Origin of the sequence: Nocardioides hwasunensis, from assembly GCF_014779665.1 — a bacterium.
Lineage (GTDB): Bacteria > Actinomycetota > Actinomycetes > Propionibacteriales > Nocardioidaceae > Nocardioides > Nocardioides hwasunensis.
In genome coordinates, this window is sequence record NZ_JACXYY010000002.1 from 51,757 (window position 1) to 68,685 (window position 16,929).

Consider the following 16,929-nt stretch of genomic DNA (forward strand, 5'->3'; position numbering starts at 1 on the left):
CGTGGTCTCACGAGGTGTCGTCGGCAGCGTGCTGGTCCTGCTCGGCGGGCTGGTCGTGGCGACCATCCCGGCGAGCGCTGCGGTCGCGGACGTCGGAGCCCTGCAGCTGCTGCGTGGCTCGGCCTGGGGCCGGATGGGTGGACTGGTCGTGGTCCTGGTCGGGCTGGGGATGCTCGCCTCCGCCTGGTTGCACCTGTGCCGGGAGGCGGCCCGTGCGGAGGAGGACGAGCGGCCGAGCGTGCTGTCGCGCGTGCGTACGGCGACCGTGCTCTGGTCGCTGCCGCTGCTGGTCGCACCGCCGCTGTTCTCCCGTGACGGGTGGTCCTACGCCGCGCAGGGGATGATGGCCCACCGCGGGATCTCTCCCTACGACCACGGGCCGTGGAGCCTGGTCGGTCCGCGCTCCCTCCCGGGTCCGATCGTCGAGGGCGTCGACCCGCGCTGGATGGCGACGCCCACCCCCTACGGCCCGGTGCCGGTCATCGGCGGTGACGTCGCCGCCGGCATGACCGCCGACCCGTGGCTGCTGGTCGTCGCGCACCGGATGATGGCGCTCGCCGGGCTGGTGCTGCTGGCATGGGCCGTCCCGCGGCTGGCCCGCTGGTGCGGTGCGAACCCCGCGCTCGCGTCGTGCCTGGTGCTCGCCTCGCCGCTGATGGTCGCCAACGGCGTCGCCGGCCTGCACAACGACCTGCTCATGGTCGGGCTGATGGCCGCCGCCCTCGTCGTCGCGCGCGAGCACCACTGGGTCGCCGGAGCGGTCCTCGGTGGCCTGGCCGCCGGGGTGAAGCTGCCCGGCGGGCTCGTGTGCGTCGCGATCGTGCTGGTCACCCTGCCCGCCGCGGCCGGCCACGCCGTGCGCCTGCGCCACGCCGCGCGGGTCGCCGCGGTGTCGGTGGCGGCGCTCGTGGTGCCCGGCGTGGGCTGGGGCCTCGGCGTCGGCTGGTTCGGCGCGCTCGCCGTCCCCGGCACGGTCAACACCCCGCTCTCGCTCCCGACCCTCCTCGGCGGTTGGCTCGACCTGCTCGCCCGCCTCGTCGGGATGGCCACGCCCGCCGGGACCTTCCTCGACCTGGTCCGGCTCGTCGCCCAGGTCGGCATCGTCGCGGTGTCGGCGTGGGTGGTGCTGCGCCTCCCGGCCGGCGACCGCGGCGGGTCGGTGCGTGCGCTCGCGATCGTGATGGGGGCCACCGTGGCGCTCAGCCCCGTGGTCCACCTCTGGTACTTCCTCTGGGTGGTGCCCTTCGTCGCCGTCCTGCGACTCAGCCGCAGCGCCATGGCCGCGCTGGTCGCGGTCTCGCTCGTCTCAGGCCTGGTGGCGCCGATGGACTCCTCGTTGCACGGCGCCTACCTCGCGATCGTGATCGGCTCCCTGGTGGTGGCCGGGGCGGCCGTGCTGCTGCTGGTCACCCGGCGCGCCCGTGAGCGGTTGGCCGGGATCACCACCGACGAGTGGACCTCGAGCATCGACTCCACGGTCGCGGACCACGGGTAGCGCTCGGCGCGCGCCCGGGCTGCCGCTCGGCGACAGGCCGTCGGGCGGGCGGCGACCTCGAGCACGGCGTCGGCCAGAGCGCCCGGCTCGGGAGCGGCCCACGCGCCGGACGTCTCGTCGACCAGCTCGCGCGCGCCGCCGCGGTCGGCGGTCACGACGGGTGTGCCGGACGCCAGTGCCTCGAGCACGGCCAGCCCGAAGGTCTCGCCGGGGCAGACGCTGAGCGCCACGTCGGCCTGCGCGAGAGCCCGGCTCAGACGGGCGGGGGAGTCGACGTACCCGTGGAAGCGGATCGGTGCGTCGCCGGCGACGGCCTTGAGCTCGTCGCGGTGCGGACCGACGCCGTAGACGTCCATCCGGACGGGTGTGCCGCGGCGGTGCAGCTCGACGGCCGTGGCCACGGCGAGGTGCGGGCTCTTCTCGCGCGACAGTCGGCCGGCATGGACGAGCCGGAGCACGTCCGCCGGACCACGCACGTGCGGGCGGAAGGTGTCGAGGTCGACGCCGAGGGGCACGCGCACGACCGGGCAGCCCGCGGCGTCGGCGACCTGCTGGAACTCGTGCCGGGCGTAGTCGGAGGTGACGACGACGGTGTCGACGCTGCGGACCAGGAGCCGGTTGAGCAGTCCGATCGACACCTGCGAGGTCGCGTCGAGTCCCGTGCGGAGAGCGAGCATGTCGCCGAGCCGCTCGTGCGAGAGCAGCACCGAGCCGACGCCGGTGCGACGGGCCCAGCGCGCGACCGGCAGGAGCGTGAGCTTGTCGCTGAGCTCGATCGAGGTCGGCTCCCACTGCTCGAGCACGTCGGTCACCCGCCACGGCTCCACGATCAGCCGGTAGCCGCCGCCCACGCGCGGTGCGCGGAGCTGGACGACGTCGCCCAGCGGGGTCGACGTCCGCGCGTCCTCGGGCCCGGGGACGACGAGCAGTCGGCGGCATCCGGCGTCGACGTAGCCCGAGCCCAGGGCGCGCAGCGCGGTGCGCATGCCTCCCGACGCGGGTCCGACGAAGTTGGCCAGCTGGGCGATGCGCATGCGCGCACGGTGGCGCAGCGCGGTGAACGACGCGCTACGCGTGCCTTGCTGTCACGTGGCCGGGAGGATGCGACCGGTGACCTCGCCGAGCGAGATCCGACCGCCGCCGGTGCCGGGTGCGGTGTAGCGCAGCGTCACCTCGTCGCCGTCCTCGAGGAAGGTCCGCTCACGACCGCCCGCGGTGAAGGGCTCCTGGCCGCCCCAGCTGAGCTCCAGCAGCGAGCCGCGCTCGCCGGGCTCGGGGCCCGACACGGTGCCCGACCCCCACAGGTCGCCGGTGCGGACGCTCGCGCCGTTGACCGTGGTGTGGGCCAGCATCTGGGCGGGCGACCAGTACATGGTGCGGTACGGCGGCCGCGCGACGACCTCGCCGTCGAGGACCACCTCGACCGCGATGTCCAGGCCCGCCGGGCCGTCCACCTTCAGGTAGTCGAGCACCTCGGGGTTTTCCTGGCCGGGCAGGTCGGTCCACGCCGCGTCGAGTGCCGCGAGTGGCGTGACCCACGCGCTGACCGAGGTGGCGAACGACTTGCCCAGGAACGGGCCGAGCGGGACGTACTCCCAGGCCTGGATGTCGCGCGCGGACCAGTCGTTGAGCCCGACGACGCCGAAGGTGTGGCGCGCGAAGTCGGCGGTGCCGACGCGCTCGCCCATCGCCGAGGGCACGCCGACGACGAAGCCGAGCTCGGCCTCGATGTCGAGCCGCTGCGAGGGGCCGTACGTCGGCCGGTCCTGCGTCGGTGCCTTCCTCTGGCCGCACGGGCGCACCACGTCCGTGCCCGAGACGACCACCGTGCCGGACCGGCCGTGGTAGCCGACGGGCAGGTTCTTCCAGTTGGGCAGCAGGGGCTCCTGGTCGGGACGGAACATCCGCCCGACGTTCGAGGCGTGGTGCTCGGAGGCGTAGAAGTCGACGTAGTCGCCGACGGTGAACGGCAGCCGCATCGTGACCGAGTCGACGTGCGCGAGCGCGGGCTCGACGAGGTCGCGCTCGGCCTCACCGGTCAGCAGGCCGGTGATCCACGCGCGCGTGGAGGCCCAGACCTCGGGGCCGGCCGCCATGAAGGGGTTGAGCGTGGGCTGGTCGAACAGCGCGTGCGTGTCGACCATGTCGGCGGCCGCGACGACGCTCAGGTCGAGCACCTGGTCGCCGATGCGGACCGCGACCCGGGGCCGCTCGCCGGAGCGCGCGAAGACTCCGTAGGGCAGGTGGTCGACGTCGAAGCCGGAGCCTGTGGCTCCCTCGACCCAGCTGGACGGACGGGGGGTGGTGGTGGTCATGGCTTCTCCAGGAGGTCGAGGGCGATCAGGTCGTCGAGCGGCTCGGTCACCGAGCAGGAGCCAAAGGAGGTGAACCACCTCCGCGCCGACGGCAACGGGGTCGCGGCGAGCCTCGCACCGTCGCGCTGCTCGAGGACCTCGGTCGCGTCGGCGCCGGAGCCGCCGTCCCACAGGGTCTGCGTGGCGACCAGCACGTTGAGGAAACCGTGTGCACCGCCGCCCTCGGGGTCGTGGCGCACGGCCCGGTGCAGCCCGGCCGTGGCCTTGAAGCGCGTCTCGCGGTCGAGCGCCGCGTCGATCCAGGTCGCGACGGTCCCGGCGTCGGGGATGAGGTCGTGGTCGACGTGGCCGAGCCGGAGCTTGAGGTGGAACTCGCAGGCGGCGACCTCGTCGGCCGCGGCCAGCCAGGAGGCGGTGGCCGGTCCGGGGACCTCGACGAAGACTTGCACGTCGAGATCGGCGGCCCGCACGGCGGCGTCGATCCGACGGACGTTGCCCACCGGGTCGTCGGCGTCGCGCACCGCGACCTCCAGGCCGGCGAGCGTGAGGTCCTTGCGGGCCGCGAGCGACGCGACCCCCGCGATCGCCCCCGCGCCGCTGGTCAGCACGACGGACGCGGGCACGCCCGGGGGCACCGCCCCGAGCTCGGTGTCGCGGACCACGAACGACCCGACCAGGTCGGCGTACCACTGCGAGGAGCGAGCGGCGTACGCCGTCAGCGCGTCGGAGAGGTCGGCGTCACCCGGCGGGAAGACGGCAGCGTCGTCGACCAGTGAGTGCCACCGGTCCGGTAGGAGGGATGCATCAGTCGGGGTCACGGGGCTACTCTAACCTCCAGATAGCGGACACATGCGTTCGATAATCGGATGATGGGAGACGGGCGATGGCCCACTACCGAGCAGTCGGCCGACTGCCCCGCCAGCGGCACACGCAGCTGCGCGACGACGACGGACACCTCTTCCGCGAGGAGCTGATGGGGGAGGAGGGGTTCTCCTCGGACTCCTCCCTGCTCTACCGCCGGGGCGTGCCGAGCGCGATCACCGACAGTCGCGTCTGGGAGCTGCCCGACCAGTCGCGCACCCCGAACCACCCGCTCAAGCCGCGCCACCTGAGGCTCCACGACCTCGAGACGGGCGCCTGCCCGGTCGAGGGCCGGCGCACGGTCCTCGGCAACAACGACGTGCGCATCGCCTACGTCGTCACCGGCACCGAGCCCTCGCCGCTCTACCGCAACGCGATCGGCGACGAGTGCGTCTTCGTCGAGTCCGGCACCGGCACCGTCGAGACCGTCTTCGGCGTCGTGGCCTACCGCGCGGGCGACTACGTCGTCGTGCCGCGCGCGACCGACCACCGCTGGGTGCCCGCCGAGCCCTCGCGGCTCTACGCGATCGAGGCCAACAGCCACATCCACCCGCCCAAGCGCTACCTGTCGAAGTACGGCCAGTTCCTCGAGCACGCCCCCTACTGCGAGCGCGACCTCCACGGCCCCGACGAGACCTTCCAGGCCGAGGGCAGCGACGTGGACGTGCTGGTCAAGCACCGCACGAGCGCGGGCATCGTCGGCACACGGCTGACGTACGCCACCCACCCCTTCGACGTCGTGGGCTGGGACGGCTGCCTCTACCCCTACACGTTCAACATCGAGGACTACATGCCGATCACGGGCAAGGTCCACCAGCCGCCGCCGGTGCACCAGGTCTTCGAGGGCTGGAACTTCGTGGTCTGCAACTTCCTGCCCCGCAAGGTCGACTACCACGACCTCGCCATCCCGGTGCCCTACTACCACTCCAACGTCGACTCCGACGAGGTCATGTTCTACGTCGGCGGGGACTACGAGGCGCGCAAGGGATCGGGCATCGGCATCGGCTCGATCAGCCTGCACCCCGGTGGTCACGCGCACGGCCCGCAGCCCAGCGCGATCGAGGCCAGCCTCGGCGTGCAGTACTTCGAGGAGTCGGCCGTCATGGTCGACACGTTCGCGCCGCTGGAGCTCGGCGAGGGCGGTCTCGCGGTGGAGGACCCGGCGTACGCCTGGACCTGGGCCGGGCGCGGACCGGCGGCCCCCGGTGAGGACGGCGGTCCCGCGGTCTACAGCAACAGCTGATCCGGACCGGGCGCGTGGTCTGATGAGCCGGTGACCACCGACGAGCGGGAGGACACCCGCGTGCCGTCGGCGCGGGTGGTGGCGCTGGTCCCGCTGGTGCTGGCGATGCTGTCGATGATCGGCCCGTTCAGCATCGACACCCCGTTCCCGGCGTTCTCGCAGATGGGCGCGGCGCTCGACGTCTCGTCCGGGGAGCTGCAGCTCGTCGTCACCGCCTACATGCTGGCGTTCGCGACGATGAGCCTGTTCCACGGCCCGCTGTCCGACGCCGTCGGCCGTCGCCCGGTGATCCTGGGCTCGCTGTCGGTGTACGCCGTCGCGTCGGTGGCGTGCGCCTTCGCCCCCACCCTGGAGTGGCTGCTCGTCGGACGCGTCGTGCAGGGGCTGGCCGCCGGTGGGTCGACGATCGTCAGCCGCACGGTGATCCGCGACCTCTTCGACGGCCGGCAGGCCCAGCGGATGATGAGCCAGGTCGCGGTCATCTTCGGGGTGGCGCCCGCCGTCGCGCCGATCGCCGGCGGCCTGCTGATCCAGGTCGGGCCGTGGCAGACGGTGTTCTGGTTCATGGCCGCCCTCGCGCTGGCGCTGGTCGTCCTCTGCGTCGCCCTGCTCCCCGAGAGCCACCCGCCCGAGCGGCGCGTGCCGCTGCGGGTCGGCGAGATCTTCCGGGGCCTCGCCGAGGTCGTGCGGGTGCCGGCGTTCCACCTCATGACGTGGGCGGCGACGCTCGTCTTCGGTGCGCAGTTCCTCTACATCGGCGGCGCCGCGATCTTCGTCGTCGACCTGCTCGGCCAGGGCGAGCTCGACTTCTGGAAGCTCTTCGTGCCGATGATCGGCGCCATGGTCGTGGGGTCCGTCGCGAGCGGTCGCTTCGGCCGCACCGTGACCAGCGCCGACCTCATCGGCGTGGGCTACGCCGTGAGCACCGTCGGTGCGGTGATCGGGATCGTCGTCGCGCTGACGCCCGCCGGCGAGGTGCTGCCGTGGGCCGTGGTCGGCATCTCGCTCGTCGCCTTCGGCAACGGGCTCGCCTTCCCCAACATCCAGCTGCTGATGCTCGACCTGGTCCCGGCCCGTCGGGGCGCGGTGATGTCGGCGTCGTCCTTCGTGACGCTCGTCTTCAACGCCGTCAGCGCCGCCGTGCTGGCGCCGTACGCCGGTCGCTCCGTGCTCGGCTTCGCGCTCGCCGCGGCCGGCTGCGTGCTCCTCGGCTGGGCCTTCTGGCTCTGGCACCGGGTCACCGCGCGCCGGGCCCGCACGCTCGCCACCTCGGGGTAGTCCGCATCAGATCTCGGGTGGGTTAGGCCATCCGACCGGAAATCTGATGCGGACCACCCCACAGGGGGCGCGGGGGTGGCCCGCGGTCGACCCGTGGACCGTCAGGAGGTCCAGGCCCGCCAGAGGCCGGCGTACTCGCCGTCGAGCGCGATGAGCTCGTCGTGGCTGTCCAGCTCGACGATGCGCCCGTCGATCACGACGGCGATGCGGTCGGCGTCGTGGGCGGTGTGCAGCCGGTGCGCGATGGCCACGACGGTGCGGCCCGCGAGGAGGCTGTTCATCGAGCCCTCGAGCGTGCGCGCGGTGCGGGGGTCGATCAGGGAGGTGGCCTCGTCGAGGACGAGGGTGTGCGGGTCGGCGATGATCAGCCGGGCGAGCGCGACCTGCTGGGCCTGCGCCGGGGTCAGCGCCTGACGGCCCGAGCCGATCGTGGTCCCGATCCCGTCGGGCAGCCGCTCGACCCAGGCGAGCGCGCCCACGGCGGCGAGGGCCTGACGCACCGCGTCGTCGGTGGAGTCCTCGCGGGCCAGCACGACGTTGTCGCGGATCGTCCCGATGAAGACGTGGTGCTCCTGGGTGACCAGCGCGACCTCGGTGCGCAGCACCTCCAGGGGCAGGTCGACCAGGTCGACACCCCCCACCCGGGCGGTGCCGGTGCGCGGCCGGTTGATGCCGGACAGGAGCCGGCCGAGCGTCGACTTGCCCGAGCCGCTCGGGCCCACGACAGCGAGCCGCTCGCCCGTGCGCAGCCGCAGGTCGACGCCGTGGAGCACGTCGTGGCCCTCCCGGTAGGCGAAGCGGAGGTCCTCGCCCACCAGCTCCACCCCGGCGGGCAGCCGGTCGCCGGCCTCCCGGTCGGGCGGCACCTCGGCGATGCCGAGCAGCCGGCTGGTCGAGGCGGCGCCGACCTGGAGACGATCGACCTCGCCGATCACGGCGTCGAGGGGCTCGCCCAGCGCGACGACGTACAGCATCGCGGCGGTGATCTGGCCCAGGTCGACCCAGCCGCGGCTGTAGCCGTAGGCGCCGACCACGAGCGTGACGACCTGCGGCACCTGGAAGGCACCGTTGAGGGCCGCGAAGAGGACGTTGCGCAGGGTCATGCTGTAGCGCTCGGCCTGCGCGGACACCTCGATGTCGTCCTCGCCGGCCCGCACCCGGCTGCCGGACAGGCCGAGCGCCTCGACGGTGCGTGCGCCCTCGACCGTCTCGGTGAGGGTGGTGTTGATGCGGGAGTACGTCGCACCCTCGGTGATGTACGCCCTGGGCGCGCGCCGCAGGTAGGTGCGGACCGCGGGCGTGCAGAGGGAGAAGACCAGCAGCGCCGGCACCGCGAGCACGAGCGAGTTGAGCAGCATCGCGACGACCGAGAGGACGACGGTCGACAGGGAGATCAGCAGCCGCGGGACGCCCCACTGCACCGAGCGGGCCATCGTGCCGACGTCGCGGGTCACGCGGGTGACGAGGTCGCCGGTGCTCGCGCCCTCGACCCGGCCCACCGGGAGGCGCAGGATCGTGCCGACGATGTACTCACGGGCGGAGGCGAGGAGGTCCTGGCCGAAGTAGGTCGAGGTGCGCTGGGCGCCGAAGGTGAACAGGGCCTGCAGCACCACGACGCCCACCACGGCGAGGGCCAGCCCGTCGAGCCCCTCGACGACCGCGCCCTGGGCCTCCACCCGGTTGACGAGCGCGCCGAGCAGTCGCGGCACCACGAGGGCGGACGCCGCCGCGAGCGCGTTGAGGGCGATGAGCAGCACGAACGTGCCCCTGCTGCGGCGCACCAGGTCGCCGAAGAACGCCAGCACGGCACGGTTGCCGGAGACCGGCCAGCCGCGCACCGGGTTGCGCGAGGCGGCGTAGACGTCCTCCGCCCGCTGGCGGCGCAGGTCGTGGCGCTGCCACAGCGCCCGGTTGCGCTCGCGCGCCCCGGCGTGCGCGGGTGGGCGCAGCTCGTCGGGGATCACCGGCGGGTCCGCGGACCGGTCGCGCCAGGTCTGCGCCGAGGAGGCCAGCAGGTCGGTCATCGCACGGCCTCCTCGTCGTCGAGGGCGCGCGCGACCACGTGCCGGTAGTCGTCGTTGCCGGTGAGGAGGTCGGCGTGGCGCCCCTCGGCCACGACCGTGCCGTCGCGCAGGAGCACGACCCGGTCGGCGTGGTGCAGCCACAGGGGGGACACGGTCGTGACGAGGGTGGTGCGGCCCCGTCGGGTCTCGGCGACGCGCTCGGCGATCCGGGCCTCGGTGTGCGCGTCGACCGCCGAGGTCGGTTCGACCAGCACCAGGACCGGCGCGTCGGCCGCGACCGCCCGCGCCAGGACGACCCGCTGGCGCTGCCCGCCGGAGAGCCCGCGTCCGCGCTCGTCGAGCTGGCCCTGCCACCCCTCCGGCAGCGCGTCGTAGACGTCCTCGGCGTTGGCGACCCGCAGCGCGTGCTCGGCCTGCTCGCGGTCGAGCCGGCCGTGGGGGTCGATCGCGTCCTGGAGGGTGCCGGCGAACAGCTGGCTGCCGGTGTCGCTGACCAGGACGGTGCGGCGCACCTCGGCGAGGCTCGCCGATGCGAGGTCGACGCCGCCGATCGTGACGCCCCACTCGCGGGTGGCGCGCTCCTCGTCGAGGGCGGCGATGCGGGCGCGCTCCCGGGCCCGCTCGGTGCGGGCGCGTCGAGCGGCCCGGCCGCGCGCGTCCTCGTCGTCCTCGGCCGGGACCGGGTCGGTGTCGGCGGGCAGGTAGCGGCCCAGCCGGTCGGCCAGGGCGGCGCTCTGCTCGGGCACGGCGCTGACGACCACGGTGAGGATGCCGGGCCTGACGGTGAGGCCGCTGGCGGAGTCGACGAGGCTCGCGGTGCCGTCGAGGGCGACCGGCTCCGACGGGTCGCGCCAGGGGGCGCGCTGCTCGAAGATCGCGACGGCCTTGCGCGCGCTGACCAGCGACCGGACGCCCTTCTGCGCGAACTCGAAGAAGGTGCGGATCGGGCCGACCATGAACAGGCCGTAGCCCAGGAACGTGATGAGCTCGCCGACGCTGAGCTCGCCCGACTCGACCTCGCGGGCGCCCAGCCAGACCAGCGCCACCAGGAAGAGCCCCGACAGCAGCACGCCGACGGCCTCGACGACCGCCTGCCAGATCCCGGCCGCCACCCCGGCCCGCTTGGCCGACTGGGACTGACGGTCGTAGTTGGCGCCGAAGGTCTGCTCGCCGCCGATGCCGCGCAGGATCCGCAGCCCGGCGACGATGTCGGTCGCCAGCGACGTCAGGTCCGAGGTGCGCGAGCGCTCGACCTCCTGCCGGCGGTGGAGCGGGCGCAGCAGGGGCAGCGCGACGCCGAGGATCAGTGGCGCCGCCACCAGCGTGAGCAGGCCGAGCTGCCACGACATGGTCAGCACGATGAACGCCACGGTGAGGTAGGACGCCAGCTGGCCGATGGTGCGGGCCAGGACCTCGGTGAGGGCACCGAACTCGTCGGAGTCGCTCGAGGCCACGCTCAGCACCTCGCCGGTGGGCGAGCGACGGGGCAGCACGTGGCCCATCTGCGCCGCCTTGCGGGTGACCATCTCGAGAGTGCCGTAGAGACCGACGAGCCAGCTGCGGACGACGAGGGTGTGCGACACGACGCCGAAGACCCCACCGACCACGACGACGCCGAGGAGCAGCGCCGCCCACCCCAGGAGCGCGGTCGTCGAGCCACCGACGATGCCCTGGTCCACGGCGCGACCGAAGATCCACGGTCCCAGCGTCATGGGCAGGAACCACAGGGCGTAGCACAGCGACGAGACCGCGAGGAGGGCCGTCTGCTGCCGCAGGATCCACCTCAGGAACGCCAGGGGCGACCGGGTGTCGGGGTCCGGGGAGGGGGCGTCGTCGGTCCCGGTGAAGAACGTCGCGACCCGGGGTGGGAAGTCCTGCATGTCGTGGAGAGACCCTAGGCGTCGCACACGTCCGGCACCACGCATTAACGACGTCACGTGGCCCACGTCCGCGCAGCACCCGACGGGCGGTTCCTCCACGAGGGTCGACGAGGCAGGATGTCCGGGTGACGCGACTGAAGAAGAAGGTGACCGACCGGCTCCGAGGTGTCCCGGAGATCGACCCCGTCGAGGACCACCCGAAGGTGGACGGCGCGCCCCACGCCGCGGCGGGCGTGACGGCCGTGGCCGTCGCGATGCGCCGGGCAGTGGGTCAGATGGGACCGGTCCGCACCGCTCAGACGCTGCTCAAGCTCAACCAGGTCGACGGCTTCGACTGCCAGGGCTGCGCGTGGCCCGACCCTGCCGCGGGCCACCGGCACGCGGCCGAGTTCTGCGAGAACGGTGCCAAGGCGGTCGCCGAGGAGGCCACCAAGGAGCTGCTCGACCGCGACTTCTTCGCTCGCCACTCCCTGGCCGACCTCGCCGACAAGTCGGAGTACTGGCTCGGCAAGCAGGGGCGGATCACCGAGCCGATGGTGCTGCGAGCAGGTGCCACGCACTACGAGCCGATCTCGTGGGACGACGCCTTCGCGACGGTCGGTCGCCACCTCAACGCCCTCGACGACCCCGACCAGGCCGTGTTCTACACCTCCGGCAAGGTGTCGAACGAGGCGGCGTTCGCCTTCCAGCTGTTCGTCCGGTCCTTCGGCACCAACAACATGCCTGACTGCTCGAACATGTGCCACGAGTCCAGCGGCACCGCGCTCGTCGAGACGATCGGCATCGGCAAGGGCTCGGTCAGCCTCGAGGACATCCACCGGGCCAAGCTCCTGGTCGTGATGGGGCAGAACCCCGGCACCAACCACCCGCGGATGCTCAGCGCGCTCGAGGAGGCGAAAAACAACGGGGCGAAGATCATCTCGATCAACCCTCTGCAGGAGGCCGGGCTGGTCCGCTTCAAGAACCCCCAGCACGCCAAGGGCGTGGTGGGCGGCGGCACCGCCCTGTCCGACCTGCACCTGCCGGTGCGGATCAACGGCGACCTCGCCCTGCTCCAGGCGATCGGACACCTGCTCGTCGAGTGGGACGCCCTCGACCACGAGTTCCTCGAGACCTACACCACCGGCCTGGAGGACTACGTCGCCCACCTGGCCGACCTCGACTGGGACCAGGTGGAGGCGGCCACCGGCCTGAGCCGCGCCCAGATCACCGAGGCCGCCACCTACTTCCGCGACTCCGACGCCACCGTCACCTGCTGGGCGATGGGCATCACCCAGCACCGCAACGCCGTCGGCACGATCAAGGAGATCGTCAACCTCGCGCTCCTGCAGGGCAACATCGGCAAGCCGGGCGCCGGCGTGTGCCCCGTGCGCGGGCACTCCAACGTCCAGGGTGACCGCACGATGGGCATCTGGGAGCGGGTGCCCGACCACTTCCTCGACCGCCTCGACGCGGAGTTCTCGATCACCTCGCCGCGCGAGCACGGCCACGACACGGTCGCGGCCATCCACGCCCTCAAGGACGGCGAGGCGCGGGTCTTCTTCGCGATGGGCGGCAACTTCATCGGCGCGACCCCCGACACCGAGGTGACCGAGGCCGCCATGCGCAACGCCGCGCTGACGGTCCAGGTCTCCACCAAGCTCAACCGCTCGCACGTGGTCACCGGCGGCGAGGCGCTGATCCTCCCGGCGCTCGGTCGCAGCGAGAAGGACATGACGGGGGGTCGCGAGCAGCGGGTGACCGTCGAGGACTCGATGTCGGCCGTGCACGCCTCGAAGGGTCCGCTCAAGCCCGCCTCGGAGCACCTGCGCTCCGAGGTCGACATCGTCTGCTCGACCGCCCTGGCCACCCTGGGCGCCGACCACGTGGTGCCGTGGGCCGAGCTGCGCGCGGACTACACCGAGATCCGCCGCCGCATCGCCCGGGTCGTCCCCGGCTGCCAGGACTACGACAGCCGCGTCGACACCCCCGGCGGCTTCGTGCTCCCGCACCCGCCCCGCGACAGCCGCACCTTCACCACCGAGTCCGAGCGGGCGGTCATCAGCGTCACGCCGATCGACGTGCTGCAGGTCCCCGAGGGGCGGCTGCTGCTGCAGACCCTGCGCTCCCACGACCAGTTCAACACCACCATCTACGGCCTCGACGACCGCTACCGCGGCATCAAGAACGGTCGTCGGGTCGTCTTCGTGCACCCTGACGACATCACCGCGCTCGGCTGGTCCGAGGGTGACGTCGTCGACCTCGTGGGGGAGTGGACCGACCCGCGCACCGGCGACCACAGCGAGCGGGTCGCCCGCGACTTCCGCATCGTCGGCTACGACCAGCCCCGGGGCTGCGCGGCCGCCTACTACCCCGAGACCAACCCGCTCGTCCCGCTCGACCACATGGCCGAGGGCAGCCGGACCCCGGCCTCCAAGTCGCTCGTGGTGCGCCTCGCCGAGCGCGGCACCTGGGCAGGCGGGGGACAGGCGAGCGACAGCGGCGGCGCGGGTCGCGACGACGTACGGCCCGAGCACCTGAGCTGAGCACCTGAGCTGAGCGCGTGACGGTCGTCTCCGGCCGATGAGCCGGCTCGGCGACTCCGTCCCGCGGGTTCGCCGCGTTCGGTACGGTGGCCGCGATGACACCGCAGGTCGACGTGCTCACCTCGCGCGAGGTCCCGCTGGGCGGTCCCCGGGCCATGCGCGTACGACGCACGCTCCCGCAACGTCACCGCTCGCTGATCGGCGCGTGGTGCTTCGTCGACCACTACGGGCCCGACGACGTCGACGAGACCGGCGGGATGGTGCTGCCCGCCCACCCGCACACGGGCCTGCAGACGGCCAGCTGGCTCTTCGGCGGCGAGCTCGAGCACCGCGACTCGGTCGGCAGCCTGGCGACGGTCCGGCCCGGTGAGCTCAACCTCATGACCGCGGGGCGCGGCATCAGCCACACCGAGGTCTCCACCACCGACACGACGGTCCTGCACGGCGCGCAGCTCTGGATCGCGCTGCCTGACGACAGCCGCCACACCGAGCCGCGCTTCGAGCACTTCGCGCCACCGCCGGTGCGCGGCCCCGGCTGGGAGGCCCGGGTCTTCATCGGGTCCGCGTTCGGCGCCACCTCGCCCGTCGTGACCCACACCCCCCTGCTGGGCGCCGAGGTCATGCTCGCGCCCGGCAGGACCCTCGACATCGAGGTCGAGGAGTCCTTCGAGCACGGGGTGCTGCTCGACGTCGGCAACCTCGAGGTCGAGGGCGAGCAGATCAAGCCGAGCGACCTGACCTACGTCCCGTCCGGCCGTGCCACCTTGACCGTCACCGCCCTCGAGGAGAGTCGGCTGCTCCTGCTCGGCGGACCGCCGTTCGGCGAGGAGATCGTCATGTGGTGGAACTTCATCGGCCGCACGCACGAGGAGATCGCCGGCTTCCGCGAGGAGTGGCAGCAGCAGATCACCGCCGACGGCGAGGTCGTCGACTCGGGCACCGAGGTGGCGATCGGCCGCTTCGGCCTCGTCGACCTCGACCTGCCCCCCATCCCCGCGCCGGAGCTGCCCAACGTCCGGCTCAAGCTGCGACGCTGAGTGCCGTGTCCGGACCCGTGGTCGGCGACGACGGACTCGCGCGCTGCCCCTGGGGGGCGAGCAGCGCGGTCTACATCGACTACCACGACACCGAGTGGGGCCTGCGCGTCGACGGCGAGGCGGCGCACCTCGAGCGGCTGACGCTGGAGGCCTTCCAGTCCGGGCTCTCGTGGCTGACGATCCTCAACAAGCGGGAGAGCTTCCGGGCCGCCTTCGCCGGCTTCGACGCCGACACCGTCGCGGCCTACGGCCCGGGCGACGTCGAGCGGCTGATGGCCGACACCGGCATCGTGCGCAACCGCCGCAAGGTCGAGGCCGCGATCACCAACGCCCGCGCCACCGTCGCGCTCCGTGAGCAGGGCGGGCTCGAGGACCTCATCTGGTCGTTCCGGCCCGAGCCCGGGCCGGCCCCGCGCACCACCGACGACGTGCCGACCGCCTCGGCGGAGTCGCTCGCCCTGTCGAAGGCGCTCAAGAAGGCCGGCTTCGCCCACGTCGGACCCACCACGATGTACGCCCTGATGGAGGCGATCGGCCTCGTCGACGACCACCTCGAGGACTGTCACCGCCGCGGTTGTGCCGCCTGAGGTCGCGCCCTAGCCTCGCCTGATGACGCGCGTGCACTGCTTCTCCGACGACGCCCTCGCCGACCTCGACGCGACCGGTCTGGTGGCTGCGCTCCGGGCGGGGTCGGTGTCGGTCCCCGAGCTGGTGGAGGCGGCCATCGCCCGCACCGAGCAGGTCGACGCGGCGCTGGGCGCGGTGGCGTACGCCGCCTGGGACCGCGCGCGCGACGAGGCCCGCCACCCGCGGGCGGGGTTCTTCTCGGGGGTTCCCACGTTCGTCAAGGACAACGTCGACGTCGCCGGCATGCCGACGCAGCACGGGTCGGACGCGTTCACGGCGCGACCGGCCGGCCAGGACGGCGACTTCGCGCGGATGTATCGCAGCCTCGGGCTGCTGCCGCTCGGCAAGACCCAGCTCTCGGAGTTCGGCTTCTCCGGAGCGGCCGACCACGTGCGCCTCGGACCGGTGCGCTCGCCGTGGAGCCCCGAGCACTACGCCGGCGCCTCGTCCGCCGGCTCCGCGGCCCTGGTGGCCGCGGGAGCCGTCCCGATCGCGCACGCCAACGACGGTGGTGGCTCGATCCGCATCCCCGCCGCGGTCAACGGGCTGGTCGGCCTCAAGCCCACCCGCGGCCGGCTGGCGCAGGACCGGATGATGCGCGACATGCCGGTGCGGATCGTCTCCGACGGCGTCCTCACCCGCACCGTCCGCGACACCGCCGCGTTCTACCGCGAGGCCGAGAAGGTCTGGCGCAACCCCGTGCTCGCGCCCGTCGGCGACGTCACCCGCCCCAGCCGCGCCCGGCTGCGCATCGCCGTCGTCACCCAGGGGATCGGCCGCGAGCCCAGCCCCGAGGTCCGCGAGCTGACGCTGGCCACCGCGTCCCTGCTGGAGTCGCTCGGCCACCACGTCGAGGAGATCGACAACCCCGTCCCGGCCAGCTTCCCCGAGCACTTCGTGCGGTTCTGGTCACTGCTCGCGCTGGTCATCACCCGCCGTGGCGCGAAGGACTTCGGCCCCAGCTGGGACGCGGGCAGGCTCGACAACCTCACGCTCGGGCTCGCCCGGCACGCTGCGCGCAACCTGCACCGGATGCCCATCTCGATCGCGGTCCTGCGCGGATCGGCCCGCGTCGCGGCGCGCCACCGGGCGTCGTACGACATCACGCTGACGCCGACACTGGCGACCGAGACGCCGCTCGTCGGGCACCTGCGCCCGGACCAGGACTACGACGAGATCATGGGCCGGCTGATGGACTGGGTCGCCTTCACGCCGCTGCAGAACGCGACCGGCGAGCCGGCCATCTCGCTGCCCCTCGCCACCACGGCGAGCGGGCTCCCGCAGGGGATGATGCTGGGTGCCGGAGCGGGTCGCGAAGCGCGTCTCCTGGGCCTGGCCCACGAGCTCGAGGAGGCCATCGGCTGGCCCCGGATCCAGGGGGGCGAGCAGGCCGGATGAGCGCGATCGGCATCCGATTTTCCATCGTGGCAGGCCGTGTGTATCGTTCTCCGTCGTTGCCCCTTTAGCTCAGTCGGCAGAGCGTCTCCATGGTAAGGAGAAGGTCTACGGTTCGATTCCGTAAAGGGGCTCTGGATCGGACCACCTCCGGGTCGTCCTTCCTCCGCGGCGGGGTAGCTCAGGTGGTTAGAGCACACGGCTCATAATCGTGGTGTCGCGGGTTCGAGTCCCGCCCCCGCTACCACC

The 16,929-nt window shown here is 72.9% G+C and carries 11 protein-coding genes, 2 tRNA genes and 1 pseudogene; 9 read left to right on the plus strand and 5 right to left on the minus strand.

Annotation, left to right across the window (positions count from 1 at the left end; genetic code table 11):
* Positions 1 to 55: 55 nt before the first annotated feature.
* A pseudogene (gene mptB, locus IEZ25_RS21270) lies at positions 56 to 1,351 on the plus strand (polyprenol phosphomannose-dependent alpha 1,6 mannosyltransferase MptB); the annotation flags it as partial.
* On the opposite strand, the gene IEZ25_RS04265 reads toward mptB, so the two are convergent.
* Genes IEZ25_RS04265 through IEZ25_RS04275 form a run of 3 tightly spaced genes read right to left on the minus strand, consistent with a single transcriptional unit; the run spans position 1,348 to position 4,628 of the window.
* Entirely contained in the window at positions 1,348 to 2,529 is a 1,182-nt protein-coding gene (locus tag IEZ25_RS04265; RefSeq protein ID WP_191198189.1) for a glycosyltransferase, read from the minus strand. The pseudogene mptB and the gene IEZ25_RS04265 overlap by 4 nt on opposite strands.
* Positions 2,530 to 2,580: 51 nt before the next feature.
* A complete protein-coding gene (gene fahA / locus IEZ25_RS04270; protein WP_191198190.1) occupies positions 2,581 to 3,810 on the minus strand; it encodes a fumarylacetoacetase in 1,230 nt (409 codons plus the stop codon).
* Complete coding sequence (locus tag IEZ25_RS04275; protein WP_318152038.1) at positions 3,807 to 4,628, minus strand: hypothetical protein; 822 nt, start codon at positions 4,626 to 4,628, stop codon at positions 3,807 to 3,809. Before IEZ25_RS04275 ends, fahA begins: the two co-directional genes overlap by 4 nt.
* A 65-nt stretch (positions 4,629 to 4,693) precedes the next feature.
* On the opposite strand from IEZ25_RS04275, the gene IEZ25_RS04280 reads away from it, so the two are divergent.
* Together IEZ25_RS04280 and IEZ25_RS04285 are read left to right on the plus strand one after the other, a co-directional pair.
* On the plus strand, positions 4,694 to 5,914 hold the full coding sequence (locus tag IEZ25_RS04280; protein WP_191198191.1) for a homogentisate 1,2-dioxygenase: 1,221 nt from the start codon (positions 4,694 to 4,696) through the stop codon (positions 5,912 to 5,914).
* 30 nt (positions 5,915 to 5,944) lie between these two features.
* A complete protein-coding gene (locus IEZ25_RS04285) occupies positions 5,945 to 7,192 on the plus strand; it encodes a multidrug effflux MFS transporter (RefSeq protein WP_318152039.1) in 1,248 nt (415 codons plus the stop codon).
* A 101-nt stretch (positions 7,193 to 7,293) separates the two neighbouring features.
* Here IEZ25_RS04285 and IEZ25_RS04290 read toward each other — a convergent pair whose 3' ends face one another.
* Together IEZ25_RS04290 and IEZ25_RS04295 are read right to left on the minus strand one after the other, a co-directional pair.
* On the minus strand, positions 7,294 to 9,216 hold the full coding sequence (locus IEZ25_RS04290) for an ABC transporter ATP-binding protein (RefSeq protein WP_191198192.1): 1,923 nt from the start codon (positions 9,214 to 9,216) through the stop codon (positions 7,294 to 7,296).
* Positions 9,213 to 11,096 (minus strand): ABC transporter transmembrane domain-containing protein, encoded by a 1,884-nt coding sequence (locus tag IEZ25_RS04295; protein WP_191198193.1) that lies wholly within the window; start codon positions 11,094 to 11,096, stop codon positions 9,213 to 9,215. The genes IEZ25_RS04290 and IEZ25_RS04295 overlap by 4 nt, the downstream gene beginning before the upstream one ends.
* A gap of 125 nt (positions 11,097 to 11,221) precedes the next feature.
* On the opposite strand from IEZ25_RS04295, the gene IEZ25_RS04300 reads away from it, so the two are divergent.
* From IEZ25_RS04300 to IEZ25_RS04325, 6 genes are all read left to right on the plus strand, one after another.
* On the plus strand, positions 11,222 to 13,621 hold the full coding sequence (locus tag IEZ25_RS04300; protein WP_318152040.1) for an FdhF/YdeP family oxidoreductase: 2,400 nt from the start codon (positions 11,222 to 11,224) through the stop codon (positions 13,619 to 13,621).
* Positions 13,622 to 13,716: 95 nt separating this feature from the next.
* The gene (locus IEZ25_RS04305) at positions 13,717 to 14,658 is read left to right on the plus strand and encodes a pirin family protein (protein ID WP_191198194.1); all 942 of its coding nucleotides are present in this window, start codon (positions 13,717 to 13,719) and stop codon (positions 14,656 to 14,658) included.
* A gap of 5 nt (positions 14,659 to 14,663) precedes the next feature.
* Positions 14,664 to 15,245 (plus strand): DNA-3-methyladenine glycosylase I, encoded by a 582-nt coding sequence (locus IEZ25_RS04310; RefSeq protein WP_318152041.1) that lies wholly within the window; start codon positions 14,664 to 14,666, stop codon positions 15,243 to 15,245.
* A 22-nt stretch (positions 15,246 to 15,267) separates the two neighbouring features.
* Complete coding sequence (locus tag IEZ25_RS04315) at positions 15,268 to 16,683, plus strand: amidase (RefSeq protein WP_191198195.1); 1,416 nt, start codon at positions 15,268 to 15,270, stop codon at positions 16,681 to 16,683.
* A 58-nt stretch (positions 16,684 to 16,741) separates the two neighbouring features.
* Positions 16,742 to 16,814 (plus strand) — tRNA-Thr (locus IEZ25_RS04320).
* A 36-nt stretch (positions 16,815 to 16,850) separates the two neighbouring features.
* Positions 16,851 to 16,927, plus strand: a tRNA-Met gene (locus IEZ25_RS04325).
* Positions 16,928 to 16,929 lie beyond the last annotated feature (2 nt).

Bases quoted from the DNA above. Each gene is read 5' to 3' on its own strand.
- IEZ25_RS04265 (WP_191198189.1), bottom strand. From the start codon at position 2,529: ATGCGCATCGCCCAGCTGGCCAACTTCGTCGGACCCGCGTCGGGAGGC.
- fahA (WP_191198190.1), bottom strand. From the start codon at position 3,810: ATGACCACCACCACCCCCCGTCCGTCCAGCTGGGTCGAGGGAGCCACA.
- IEZ25_RS04280 (WP_191198191.1), top strand. From the start codon at position 4,694: ATGGCCCACTACCGAGCAGTCGGCCGACTGCCCCGCCAGCGGCACACG.
- IEZ25_RS04290 (WP_191198192.1), bottom strand. From the start codon at position 9,216: ATGACCGACCTGCTGGCCTCCTCGGCGCAGACCTGGCGCGACCGGTCC.
- IEZ25_RS04295 (WP_191198193.1), bottom strand. From the start codon at position 11,096: ATGCAGGACTTCCCACCCCGGGTCGCGACGTTCTTCACCGGGACCGAC.
- IEZ25_RS04305 (WP_191198194.1), top strand. From the start codon at position 13,717: ATGACACCGCAGGTCGACGTGCTCACCTCGCGCGAGGTCCCGCTGGGC.
- IEZ25_RS04315 (WP_191198195.1), top strand. From the start codon at position 15,268: ATGACGCGCGTGCACTGCTTCTCCGACGACGCCCTCGCCGACCTCGAC.